This is a genomic window from Pseudomonas sp. GW821-FHT09E12, from assembly GCF_059416085.1.
In genome coordinates, this window is sequence record NZ_JBWKOM010000002.1 from 439,551 (window position 1) to 452,320 (window position 12,770).

Here is a 12,770-nt window from a genome sequence, read left to right on the forward strand (position 1 = left end):
ATCGCAGCCTTCGGCAGCGGCTACAGGTGCAGTGCAAACCAAAAAACCGGCCAGCGGACCACCGCACGCTTTTGCCCAAGGAATCGAGGTCAGTCCATGAGCGTGCATGAACTCAAGCGTTCGCCCCCGGCGGATGCGCGAACACCGGAAAACACTGTGCTGCTGCCCGCGGCCCTGGAGCTGTTGCAGCACTGGGCGCAGGTCAGCCCGCTGGCCAGCGCGTTGCGTCACAAGCGCCACGGCCATTGGTACAACTGGCGCTGGATCGATGCCGCGCGGGATGTCGAGCGCCTGGCCGACGGCCTGCGCCAACAGGGTTTCGACGAAGGCTCGCGACTGGCGTTGAGCGGCCTGTTCGAGCCCAACCTGCTGCTCCTGGCCCTGGCCGCGCAACGGGTGGGCGGCCAGGTGCTGACCCTGAGCGACGAGCTCGACCCGCAAGCCCTGCGCCAGGCCCTGTGGAACCTGCGCCCCAGCCATGCCTTCGTGCATTCGCGCCAGCAACTGCTGCGCTGGGTCGCGGCCGGCGAAAGCAGCATGGCCCCGCAATTGTTGATTGCCCATCAACCTGTTCCGCGCCTGCCGGAAGGTTCGCGCCAGCCGGTGCTGGCCTTCGGCGACCTGCTCGGCAGCCGGGAAAAGCCCCAGCGCCAGAACCACTGGCGGCATCCGGCCCATGCCGCGCAGCTGTGGAGCGAGGAGGGCACGCACTGGCCGCAAGGCCTGAGGGTCTTGCTGCACCAGTGGCTGCACAGCGGCCATAGCCTGGCCTTCCCGGAAAGCCGCGGTTCGGCCAGCCGCGACCGCCGCGATGTCGCCCCCAGCGGCCTGCTGCTCTCGGGCCCTTGCCTGCAACGCCTGGCCGACGACATCGAAAGCCGCCTGGCGCCCGTGGGCAGTTGGCGCCGCCGCCTGTGCGACTGGGCCATTGCCCAGCCGCACCGCCCCCTGCAACGGCTGCTGAAGAACCGGGTGCGCCGGCTCCTGGGGTTCCAGCGCCTGGATTACATCTGGCAGGCCCCCGGCAACCCCTCGACACCTTCGGCGCCGGTGTGGCTGGCCGAATTCAAACGGAATATCGCATGAGCGCCGCCGACCCCATCCTGCAAGTCAATGCCATCTCCCTGTCGTTCAAGGGGGTGAAGGCGATCAACCAACTGTCCTTCGCGGTCGCGCGCGGCGAGATCTGCGCGCTGATCGGGCCCAACGGTGCCGGCAAGAGCTCCTTGCTCAATATCCTCAATGGCGTCTATCGCTTCGACGCCGGCTCGATTGTCTTTGACCGCGAAGCGTTCCAGCGCATCGACCCCTTGCAGGCCGCGCGCCGGGGCATCGGCCGCACCTTCCAGAACAACGCGCTGTTCAAGAAGATGAGCGTGATCGACAACCTGCTCAGCGGCCTGTCGCGGCACACCCGCGCCCGCTTTATCGAACAGGCCCTGGGGCTGCCCCGGGCGCGGCGCGAGGCCGAGGCCCATCGGCAGCTGGCCCAGGGCATTCTCGAGTTCCTCGAGTTGCAGGCGCAGCGCGATGTGCCAGTGGGCAACCTGTCCTACGGCCTGCAAAAGCGCGTCGAGCTGGGCCGGGCCCTGATCGCCGGGCCCAGCCTGTTGCTGCTGGACGAGCCCATGGCCGGGATGAACGCCGAGGAAAAACAGGACATGGCGCGTTTCATCGCCGACATCAACCGCGACCTCGGCACCACGGTGGTGCTGATCGAGCACGATATGAACGTGGTCATGGACCTGTCCGACCATGTGGTGGTGCTGGACTACGGGCGCAAGGTCGGCGACGGCACCCCGGCCGAAGTGCAGGTCGACCCCGAGGTGATCGCCGCTTACCTGGGGGCGGTGCACTGATGGGCTTTTTCTTCGAAACCCTGCTCGGCGGCCTGCTGGCCGGCACCCTGTATTCGCTGGTGGCCATCGGCTTCGTGCTGATCTACAAGGCCAGCGGCGTGTTCAATTTCGCCCAGGGCGCGATGTTGCTGTTCGCCGCGCTGACCTTCGTCAGCCTGCACGACCAGGGCGTGCCCTTTGTCCTGGCGCTGCTGGCGACGGTGCTGGTGATGATCGCCGGCGCCTGGCTGATCGAGCGGCTGGTACTGCGGCCATTGGTCAATCGCTCGCAGATCACCCTGTTCATGGCCACCCTGGGCCTGTCGTTCATCATCGAAGGCCTGGCCCAGGGGCTGATGGGCTCCCAGGTCAGGGCGCTAGACCTGGGCATCGACGACGTGCCGCTGTTGCTCGGGCCGTTGATGTTCAGCCAGTTCGACCTGATCGCCGCGGCCACGGCGGTGGTGCTGGTGACGGTGCTGGCGCTGCTGTTCAACAAGACCCGGATCGGCGTGTCGCTGCGAGCGGTGGCGGACGACACCACGGCCGCGCTGTCGATCGGCATCAACCTCAACCGCATCTGGCAGATCGTCTGGGCGGTGGCCGGCATTGTCGGGCTGGTGGCCGGGCTGCTCTGGGGCGCGCGCCAGGGCGTGCAGTTCTCGCTGTCGCTGGTGGTGCTCAAGGCTTTGCCGGTGCTGATCATCGGCGGCTTCACCTCGATCGGCGGGGCGATTGTCGGCGGGCTGATCGTCGGCGCCGCGGAGAATCTGGCCGAGGTCTACATCGGCCCGCTGATCGGCGGCGGCATCACCCCCTGGTTCGCCTATGTGCTGGCCCTGGCCTTCCTTTACATCCGTCCCGCCGGCCTGTTCGGCGAGCGCGCCATCGAGCGAGTCTGAACCCATGTCCATTCCCCTGACCCAGGCCACCGCGCCTGTGCTGTTGATCCCGCGCCGCCTGCCCTGGGGCCTGGGCGGCCTGCTGTTGCTGGCCCTGGTCGGCGTGCCCCTGGTGGGCAACGACTATTGGCTCAACGCCATTCTGATCCCGTTCCTGGTGCTGTCCCTGGCCGGGCTCGGCCTCAACCTGCTCACCGGCTACACCGGCCAGACCTCGGTCGGCGCCGCCGGCTTCATGGCGGTCGGGGCCTTCGCCACTTATGGCTTCCTGCTGCGCCTGCCGGAGCTGGGCCTGCCCCTGGCGCTGCTCGGCGGTGGCTTGATCAGCGCGGCGGTGGGCTGGCTGTTCGGCCTGCCCAGTTCGCGGATCAAGGGCTTCTACCTGATGGTCACCACCCTGGCGGCGCAATTCTTCCTGGAGTGGCTGTTCGTCAAGTTTCCCTGGTTCTACAACTACGGCTCCTCCGGGACCATCTCGGCGCCCCGGCTGAGCCTGTTCGGCCATGACCTCAATACCCCGGTCGGGCGTTACCTGCTGACCCTGGCCTGCGTGCTGCTGTTGACCTGGGTCGCATTGAACCTGGTGCGCAGCCAGGTCGGGCGCAACTGGATGGCGATTCGCGACATGGACACCGCGGCGGCGGTGATCGGCATTCCGGTGGCGCGCTACAAGCGCCTGGCGTTCGCCGTCAGTTCCTTCTACCTGGGCATCGCCGGCGCCCTGTGGGCCTTCGCCTACCTGGGCACCGCCAGCGCCAGCAGCTTCGATATCAATCGTTCGTTCCAGATCCTGTTCATCATCATTATCGGCGGCATGGGCAGCGTGGCCGGCAACTTCGTCGGCGCGGCCTTTATCAGCCTGCTGCCGATCCTGTTGAGCCACGCCGGGCAAGCCCTGTCGGGCGGTGCGGTGGATGCCGGGCAGTTGCAGAACCTGCAGAAAATCATCTTCGGCGTGCTGATCATCCTGTTCCTGATCAAGGAGCCGGAGGGCCTGGTCCGCCTGCTGGGCAATCTCCGGCAACGGCTGGGCCACTGGCCGCTGCGCTTCTGAATTCCACTCCTGAGTAGAGAGAAGATATGCGTGCATCCTTGAAACGTTCCCTGGCCGGCGTCGCGGTGGCGCTGGCGATCCTCGGCGGCGCGGCGCCCGTGGCGCAGGCCGCGGCGGACCAGCAGTTCTTTCCGCTGGCCACTTACCGGGTCGGCGCCTATGCCTCCAGCGGGGTGCAGGTGTGGGCCGGCATGATCGACTACCTGAACTACATCAATCAGGTGGAAGGCGGGATCAACGGGGTCAAGCTGGTCTGGCAGGAGTGCGAGACCGAGTGGACGGCGGAGAAGGGCATCGAGTGCTACGAGCGCTTCAAGAACGGCCTGGATGGCGCACCGGTGGCGGTCTACCAGCCCAACGGCGCACCGGCGGCCTATGCCCTGAGCGAGCGCGCCGAGGTCGACAAGATCCCGCTGATCACCCTGGGTTACGGCCGTACCGAAGCCACCGACGGCACGGTGTTTCCCTATAACTTTCCGGTGATGCTGACCTTCTACAGCGAGGCGTCGACCCTGGTGAACTACATCGCCGAGCGCGAGGGCGGCTTCGACAAGCTCAAGGGCAAGAAGATCGCCACGGTCTACCACGATTCGGCCTATGGCCGGGAAACCCTCGGCCCGCTGAAACTGCTGGCGCAGAAGTACGGCTTCGAGAATATCCAGATCCCGGTGGCCGATCCGGGTAACGAGCAGTCGGCGCAATGGCGCCAGGTGCGCCAGCAGAACCCCGACTGGGTGTTCCTGCGCACCTGGGGCGTCTCGACCCCGGTGGCGGTGAAGACCGCCGCGCGCTTCGGCTTCCCGGTGGACCACATCATCGGCGACATCTGGGCCAGCTCCAGCGAAGACGTATTGCCGGCCGGCGCGGCGGCCAAAGGCTACCTGGCGCTGACGCCTTATCCGGCGGGAAGCGATTTCGACATCCACCGGCGCCTCAAGCGACACATCCTCGACCAGGGCAAGAGCGACCTTGCGGACCTGAAGAACTTCGGCAGCGTGTACTACAACTCCGGGCTGGTGAACGCCGCGGTGGCGGTCGAGGCGATCCGCACCGCCCAGGGCAAGTTCGGCCAGCGCCCGCTCAATGGCGAAGAAGGCCGCTGGGGCCTGGAGCACCTGAACATCGACGACGCCCGGCTCAAGGACATGGGTTACCTGGGGTTGATGCAGAACCTCAAGCTGTCCTGCCGCGATCACGAGGGCGGCGGTTCGGCGCGGGTGCAGCAGTGGGACGGCGCCCACTGGACCCTGATCAGCGACTGGATCGCCGCCGACCGCGCCTTGCTGCGGCCGCTGATCGACGAGAAGTCAGCGGCCTTCGCCAAGGAGAAGAACCTCACGCCACGCAGCTGCACCGGGGATGAATGAAGCATGAGCCAGACCGCTCCGGCCGCCACGGCCGACGACCTGTTGCAGGTGCGCGATATCGAGGTGATCTACGACGGTGCGATTCTCGCGGTGGCCGGGGTCTCCCTGAGCGTGCCCGAGGGCGGCATCGTCGCCTTGCTGGGGGCCAACGGCGCCGGCAAGAGCACCAGCCTCAAGGCGATCTCCGGGCTGCTGCGCGCCGAGCGGGCCGAGGTCAGCCGTGGCTCGATCGCCTTTCTCGGCCAGGACAGCGCCGGCGTCGATCCCAGCCAGCGGGTGCGCCAGGGCATGGTCCATGTGCTGGAGGGGCGCCATGTGTTCCCGCAGTTGACGGTGGAGGACAACCTGCGCAGCGGCGGTTTTGTCCGTGGCTTGAGCCGCCGGGAACTGGCCGCCGACCTGGAGCGCATCTACGCCTGGTTCCCGCGCCTGAAGGCCAGGCGCGGCACCCGCGCCGGCCTGACCTCGGGCGGCGAGCAGCAGATGGTCGCCCTCGGCCGCGCGCTGATGACCCGGCCGCGCCTGGTGCTGCTGGACGAGCCGTCCATGGGCCTGGCGCCGATCATCGTCCAGGAGATTTTCGAAATCGTCGCGCAACTCAATCGTGAGGCGCGGGTGAGCTTCCTGATCGCCGAACAAAACATTAATGTGGCGCTCAAGTACGCCTCCAGGGCCTACGTGCTCGACACCGGGCGCGTGGCCTGGTCCGGCACCACCGATGAACTGCTGGCCCGGGGCGATCTGCAGGACTTCTACCTAGGCAGGCACTGAACCGTGAGAACCCCATGAGCCAAACACCCAACGGACAGGCGAGCGGCGCCACCCGTGATGCCGATGTGCTGATCGTCGGCGGCGGCCTGAGTGGCGCCTTGCTCGCCGCCCAACTGCTGCGCCTGCCGGGCCGGCGCCAGGTGCTGGTGATCGAGCCGCGCAGCGAGCTGGGGCGCGGCGAGGCCTACAGCGCCGTCGAACTGGGCCATACCCTGAACGGCAACGCCGCGCGCATGAGCGTCGACCCGGACAACGCCGATGACCTGACTCAATGGCTGAGCGATTACATCGCCGCCGGCGGCTGGCCGGAATCGAAGCAGCAGCCTGTGCCCATCAGTGAGCTGTTTCCTCCGCGCGGAATCTTCGGCCTGTATGTCCAGCAGCGGCTGGCCGAGGCCCAGGCGATGGGCGCCTCGCAGGGTTCGACGGTGGCGCATGTGCGTGCCGAGGTGGTGGACTTGCAGGCCGACGCCGAGGGTGCCTGGCTGACCCTCAATGACGGCCAGCAACTACGCGGTGCCTTTGCCGTGCTGGCCACCGGCATGTTCCCGGCGGCGCGTACGCCACAGACCGAATCCAGCGGCCTCAATGCCGCCGCGCTGGACCCCTGGGACGTTTCGGCCATGAGCCGGCTCGACCCGCAGGCCACGGTGCTGATCATTGGCTCCGGGCTGACCATGGTCGACGCCGTGGTGTCCCTGGAGCAGGCCGGGCATCGCGGGCCGATCGAGGTGTTCTCGCGCCACGGCCTGTTGCCCCATGTGCGGCGCCAGCCACCGGCCTGGGTCGACTTCCTCGCCGAGGATCCCAGCCTGCGCAGCCCGCGCCAGTTGCTGCGCGAGCTGCGTCGGCAATGTCGCCAGGCGCTGGCGGATGGCGTGGACTGGCAGGCGCCGCTGGACACGGTGCGCGCCCATATCGGGCGCTTGTGGAGCCAGGCCACGGACGTGCAGCGCCGGCAGTTCGTGCGCCATGTGCGGCCGTGGTGGGAAAGCCATCACCACCGTTCGCCGCCGCTGAGCGCCGAGCTGGTGGCGCGTTTGCACGGGGAAGGGCGGTTGCGCATCCAGGCGGCCTCGTTCAAGGGCCTGGAGCCTTCGGCGGATGGGCGCCTGGCGATTGGCATCCGCCGTCGCGGCGAAGCGCAAACCCGCTGGGTCGCGGGGGATGCGCTGATCAACTCCAGCGGCATCGAATACGACTGGCGCCGGGTCGCCCGGCCATTGCCGCAGCAACTGCTGGCCCGTGGCCTGATCACGCCGGGGCCGCTGGCCCTGGGAATTTGGGCCGACAGCGGTGGCGCGGTGGTGGATGCCGAAGGGCAGGTCGCCCGCCGGCTGTTCGCCATGGGCCCGCCGTTGCGCGGCATGTGGTGGGAAAGCACCGCGGTGACCGACGTGGCCAGCCAGGCCAAGGCTCTGGCCGCACGCCTAGCGGCATTACCCTTGTAGCCGCTGCCGCAGGCTGCGAACGGCTGCGCAGCAGACGCCGCGATCCTGAGGCCGCCAAGCAAGGTCCTGCGGACCTTTTCGCAGCTTCGCCTTGGCTCAGCAGCGGCTACAGGGTCACCCAGCGCTGTTCGGCGGCGGCAAGGCGAATCGCCGCCGCCAGGCGCTCGACCTGCCAGGCCTCGGCGAAATCCGTCCCGCCTTGCCCCTGGCCGCCCAGCGCCATGATCAGTTCATGGACCTCCAGGGTCTTGAGCTCGTTGTAGCCCAGTTGATGCCCCGGGGCCGGGCTGAAGGCGGCGTAGCCGGGCAGGGCGGGCCCGGCCAGCAGGCGTTGGAAGCCGCTATCACCGGCCCGGTACAGGCGCAGTTCATTGAGACGTTCCTGGTCGAAGGCCAGGGTGCCGCGGGTGCCGCTGATCTCGAAACTCAGGTGGTTCTTGTAGCCATGCTTGAGCCAGCTGCTGCTGAACGTACCGCGGGCACCGCTGGCGAAACGCAGCAGGGCATGGGCCTGGTCGTCCACGGCGATCGGGCGCTGCTCCTGGTTGCCGGCGCTGGTCGGGCGTTGGTGGTGCACGGTCTGGCTGTCGGCGCAGACCGCCTCGACCTCGCCCAGCAGATAACGCGCCATGGCCAGCAGATGGCTGCCCAGGTCGGCCAGGGCGCCACCGGCGTGCTGCGGATCGCAGCGCCAGGAGAAGGGCGAGGCCGGGTCGGCCATGAAGTCTTCGCTGAACTCGCCCTGGAAGCTGACGATCTGCCCCAGTTCGCCGCTGTCGATCAGCGCCTTGGCCTGCACGATCATCGGGTTGTGCTGGTAGTTGTAGCCGACCCGGGTGACTACCCCGGCGGCCTGGGCCGCGTGCTGCATTTGCTGCGCCTGTTCGACGCTGACCGCCAGGGGCTTCTCGCAGTACACCGCCTTGCCGGCCTTCAGGGCGGCCATGGCCATGGGGAAGTGCAGGTGATTGGGCGTGGTGATCGCCACCAGGTCGACCCTGGGATCGTCGATCAGCCGTTGCCAGTCGCCGTGTGCCCGGGCGAACCCCCAGGCCGCGGCGCAACGTTCGGCGCGCTGGCGGTCGGCATCGGCCAGCGCCGCCAGGTGCAGGCGCACCGGCAACTCGAACACCGCGCTGACATTACGGAACGCCAACGCATGGGCCCGGCCCATGAAGCCCGTGCCGATCAAGCCTATTCCCAGTTCACCCATCGCCGACCCCTTGCAGAATTGTTGTTGTAAGGAGTGCTCTTTATGGAATAAAAATTCCGTAATTGCAATCTATGGAATAAATTTTCAGCAGCGCGCCGCTGCTGCTCGGCAACCCGGCCGGGAAAAGCCGAAGGGCGCAAATAAAAAAGGGTGCAATGAACAGTCATTGCACCCATGGGCCGATCACCTGAGCAGGGTCAGAACTGGAAGGTGAACCCCAGGTTGACCGAGCTGCCACCGCCATGACCGGACACCAGCCCGGTGTAGTTCAGCGACACCAGGGTGTCTTTGCTCATGGCCATTTCCGCAGCGGCCTTGACCACCGCGCCATCGCGAGACACCGGCACGCCGTTCACCGCAAAGGCCGCCGCACTGCCGGCAAATTTCAATGAGGTTTCACGATCCAGGTCGCCGTACTGGTGTTCCCAGCCCAGCTCGCCACGCAAGGTCACCGAGCGGGTGGCGCTCACCGGCAATTGCGTATGACCTCGCAGGCCAAGGGTCGAGAGCGTGGCGTCCTGGCTTTGCTTGCTGCCATGCAAGGCTGCTGCACCGCCGCGTTCCTTGAACGAGTCGTTCTGGAAGTTGATGTAGCTGAGGTTGGCGAAGGGCTCGAAAGCCGCCCACCGGGTGTAGCCGATTTCGCCGAACACCTGATCGGTACGCGCGTTGTAGTTGGCTTTTTCATGACTCGACTGGTTGCCGTACACCACGTCACGGGAAGTGTCGAAGCGGTGCCAGGTGGTGGCTCCGCCGAGGCGCAGGGCGATGCTGTCGAAACGTTTGCCGCCATAGATCGACAGGTGATAGTTGTCGCTGTCGGCGGAAGTCCTGGAGGCTCCGTTCAGATCGGTCCTGGTGTAGCCGGTCGCCGCACCGACGCGCCAGCCATCGCCGACGTCGGTGTCCAGGCCGAGCAGGACGCCGGTGGTGGAAGTGCTGTAGCGCGTGGCGTTGTGATCGGCGTCGACTTGTCTGTGGCCGCCGAGCAATTGCACCCAGCCACCATTGCTGCTGGCCTGGATATCCATATCGGTATCCAGGACCTGGGCCTGTTGCAGGCGGCCGTTGACTGCGTCGCGCAGGTAACGGCTGTCGGCGATCTGGGCAGCGGCGATGTCGGAGTGCACCTGGCCATCGAGCTGGTTGAAGGCTTGTCGCGCCAGTTCCGCCGAGTCGGAGGCCAGGATGCTCTCGTACACCGGATTACCTGCGCTCAATGTGTCGATGGCGCTGGCGACGGCACGCTCGTTACGGGTCAAGGCTACGCTGGCGAACGCGGTCTGGTTGCGGTAGATGCCCAGGTTCAGCTGGTTCGGCTGGTAGTTCAGGCGGGTGTCGAGGAACAAGAAACTGGGGGCGACGGAAGCGAACTGGCCGTTGATACCCTGGCTGGCGCTGAGGATGTTGAACTGCTGGCCCAGGTAGCTGCTGGCCTGGGCCGCAGACAGCAGGTTGGGGCTGTTTTCCATGGAGAGGGTGACCTGTCCGCCGTTGAGAGTAGCCACGCCCGTGCTCTGGATAGTGTCGGTCTGCCCGTTGGCGGCGACTTCCACCGCGTACACCGAACCCGGGTTGAACGTGACGTCGCCGGTGTGCAGGGTGCCGACCGAATGGCCGGGGGCCACGGTACCGCCGTTGTTCACCAGCAGGGTGCCGATGCTGCCGTTACCCGCCAGGGTGCCGCCGATACGGGTGACCACCTGGTTATTGGCATCGACGGTGCCCACGGCGCTGCCATCGACCGTCACGCTGGAGGTCAATCTGCCGTCCACCGAGAGCTTGCCGCCACGGACCCAGGTACTGCCCGAATAGCTGCTCTGGCCGTCGAGTACCAGTTCCCCATCCCCGGACTTTGTCAGGCTGCCGACATAGGTCTGGCCGGTCAGCGGGTCCAGGCCGCGGGTCAGCGTTGCCTGCTCCCGGGCCATGCCGATCTCGTACTGGAATTGATCGTCCGCCGAGGCCCCGGCCGGTAGACCGTTGACCCAGCCTTTGTGCTGCTTGATCGCGCTCCAGGTGGCCTGTTCGGCAGCGTCTTCGCTGCGTCGGGCACGGATCGCTTCGTCGGAGATGTCGTTGGCCCAGATATCGCGGGTGCCGGCGGGCAGCGCCACGGCCAGTGCACCGACGAACTGTCCCGGGCCCTGCATGGCCTTTTTCAGGTTGGGCAGGCCCCAGCCGTTGACCACCCCTGGCACCTGCGGGGTGCCGGGAGCAGCGTCGTGCACCGGTTGCAGGTTGTCGTAGGTGCGTCCGCCCGTCCGGTCGCCGACCGGGGTGTCGGGGTCGTCCGGGGTTTGCAGGGTGGAGGTGGTCAGCAAGACATCGCGGGCCTGGCTCGCGGTCATGTAGGGAAAGCGCTGGATCACCAGGGCCAGGGCGCCGGAAACGCTGGGGGCGGCCGCCGAGGTGCCGTTGGCGTTGGGGATGATCTCGCCTTCCGGCCCTGCGGACGGAATGCCGGAAACCCCCATGACGCACCACCACTTGGAGGTGCCGCAGCGGTTGTAGACCTGGGCGCCGCTCTCGTCATAACCGGTGATGGACAGCCACTTGGACTCCAGGTCCGGCTTGAAATAGGGGAGGTTGGCGTTGGTGTCCGGGTTGGCGCCATGGCTGTCGTTGCCGGCGGAGATGATCTGGATGAACGAGTACTGCCGGCCGGCGTCGGCCATGGCATCCATCCAAGTCTTCTGGCCCGCGTGGGCCTTGTCCCAGAACGGCCGGTAGGCGGCGGTCATGTCCCTGAGGATAGCCTCCGGGCTGTCGCCGACAGTGCCGAAGTGGTTCTCTACGTCATTACGCGAGTTCTGCCCCCAGCTCTGGTTGACGATCGACACTTTTTTCGCCGCCAGCGCATCGTAGCTGGCCATGAAGGCGTTGTAGTCGAGGTCGTTGGAGCCTTGATAACGGTCGTTGTCGCTGCCGCCGGTGTTGGCCACGAACAGATTGGCGTCGAAGGCGATGCCGTGCATGCCGGTACCATTGCGACTGGCCGCCAGTACTCCGGACATTTCCGTGCCGTGGCCGTCGTTGAAGCTTGGGTCGTACTCACCCGCAATACTGAAGTGCTCACCTTTGTGGAACTCGCCGGCCGGCACCTCCAACCGATAGCGCGGATGGGTTGCGTAGTATTCGCCGGTAGAGGTGACTGCCTGCACACGGTTTTCGCCTGCGGCGTTCTTGCCCTGGAATTCCGAATGTTCACTGAGGATGCCCGAGTCCAGCACGCCGACGTTTACCCCTTTCCCGGTGATACCCAGGGCATAGGCGTAATAGGCGTTGGTCCGGTCCAGGCCGGAGTTGACCTGGGCTTCCGGAGTCTTCCAGGTTTGCGCGTTATTGCTCCAGTTGCCGGTTGCGGCGGACCATGACTGTCCGGCATTGAGTTGTTTGTGCAGGTCCGTGGCCACGCCCGGCTCTATATAGGTATAAGGTTGGGCCGCCGGCAGGTTGGCAATGATTGCTTGGGCGAAGTCGAATATGTTCTGGGTATAACGGCCGGAGTTGCTGAACAGGCGGCTTTTATAGCGATCCAGATTGTTGTTGTAATCAAGTGGCTTGCTCGTATCGCCGAGCATTGCACTGATCGACAGGTTTTCCGCCTGCAACTCGTAGTTCTGCTGGAGCAACGAGTCGAACTTTGTCGATTGTGCGGCAAACTCTTTGGCTGCCAGGTCCAGGGTATTGCCTACACCAAAACGCAAGTTGGTATACACGGCGGTACCCGGCGCGAATGACGCAGCGGCGTTCCTGAACGCAGCCTCCAAGACCTGGGGTGTATAGGGCGAGCCGGTGGGCGGATTATCTGCCAGAGCCATCTGGCCCTGACCCAGCCACAAGGCGATGGCCATTGCGACAGGGCTCAGGGAAGCTGGTTTTAAGCGGTTGCTGCGTTTGTCTGAATCGATACCTGCTACGTCCATGTTCCTTTTCCTTGAGATATGTCCTTGGTCGAAACTGATGTTTCGATCTCTTGTAATAGGCAGGGTTTAAATGACGGGCTGAAACAAAGGTGTTGTTTAGAAGCACGTGGTGTATTTATTGTTTTTACTGAGCAATAGGGAGTTCAGTCTCGGTTATCGTTACTGTTCGCTTGATACTCACTAGGTGGTACATATTAAGAAGTCGACAATCAACGAATGGTCAGTTGTTGATCCCCAAGTTGTTT

Annotated in this window: 9 protein-coding genes; 7 read left to right on the forward strand and 2 right to left on the reverse strand. The window is 65.6% G+C overall.

Going from position 1 to position 12,770, the window contains the following annotated elements; all coding sequences use genetic code 11:
- Window positions 1-96 precede the first annotated feature (96 nt).
- The 7 genes from AC07PQ_RS07095 to AC07PQ_RS07125 are packed head-to-tail and all read left to right on the forward strand — an operon-like array spanning window position 97 to window position 7,383.
- Window positions 97-1,086, forward strand: a complete 990-nt coding sequence (locus AC07PQ_RS07095) for an AMP-binding protein (RefSeq protein WP_493185019.1) — start codon at window positions 97-99, stop codon at window positions 1,084-1,086.
- The gene (locus AC07PQ_RS07100) at window positions 1,083-1,859 is read left to right on the forward strand and encodes an ABC transporter ATP-binding protein (protein ID WP_493185018.1); all 777 of its coding nucleotides are present in this window, start codon (window positions 1,083-1,085) and stop codon (window positions 1,857-1,859) included. The genes AC07PQ_RS07095 and AC07PQ_RS07100 overlap by 4 nt, the downstream gene beginning before the upstream one ends.
- Window positions 1,859-2,740: a branched-chain amino acid ABC transporter permease gene (locus AC07PQ_RS07105; RefSeq protein ID WP_493185017.1), complete on the forward strand. Its 882-nt coding sequence runs from the start codon at window positions 1,859-1,861 to the stop codon at window positions 2,738-2,740. Before AC07PQ_RS07100 ends, AC07PQ_RS07105 begins: the two co-directional genes overlap by 1 nt.
- A 4-nt stretch (window positions 2,741-2,744) precedes the next feature.
- On the forward strand, window positions 2,745-3,794 hold the full coding sequence (locus AC07PQ_RS07110; RefSeq protein WP_053260754.1) for a branched-chain amino acid ABC transporter permease: 1,050 nt from the start codon (window positions 2,745-2,747) through the stop codon (window positions 3,792-3,794).
- Between the two features lie 26 nt (window positions 3,795-3,820).
- Window positions 3,821-5,161 carry an ABC transporter substrate-binding protein gene (locus AC07PQ_RS07115; protein ID WP_493185016.1) on the forward strand — a complete coding sequence of 447 codons (1,341 nt, stop codon included), beginning with the start codon at window positions 3,821-3,823 and terminating at the stop codon, window positions 5,159-5,161.
- A gap of 3 nt (window positions 5,162-5,164) precedes the next feature.
- Window positions 5,165-5,932, forward strand: coding sequence for an ABC transporter ATP-binding protein (locus AC07PQ_RS07120; protein ID WP_493185015.1), 768 nt, complete (start codon window positions 5,165-5,167; stop codon window positions 5,930-5,932).
- Window positions 5,933-5,946: 14 nt separating this feature from the next.
- Window positions 5,947-7,383: an FAD/NAD(P)-binding protein gene (locus tag AC07PQ_RS07125; RefSeq protein ID WP_493185014.1), complete on the forward strand. Its 1,437-nt coding sequence runs from the start codon at window positions 5,947-5,949 to the stop codon at window positions 7,381-7,383.
- Window positions 7,384-7,489: 106 nt separating this feature from the next.
- Here AC07PQ_RS07125 and AC07PQ_RS07130 read toward each other — a convergent pair whose 3' ends face one another.
- On the reverse strand, window positions 7,490-8,596 hold the full coding sequence (locus AC07PQ_RS07130; RefSeq protein ID WP_493185013.1) for a Gfo/Idh/MocA family protein: 1,107 nt from the start codon (window positions 8,594-8,596) through the stop codon (window positions 7,490-7,492).
- A gap of 197 nt (window positions 8,597-8,793) precedes the next feature.
- Complete coding sequence (locus AC07PQ_RS07135) at window positions 8,794-12,525, reverse strand: autotransporter domain-containing protein (protein ID WP_493185012.1); 3,732 nt, start codon at window positions 12,523-12,525, stop codon at window positions 8,794-8,796.
- Between the last annotated feature and the right edge of the window lie 245 nt (window positions 12,526-12,770).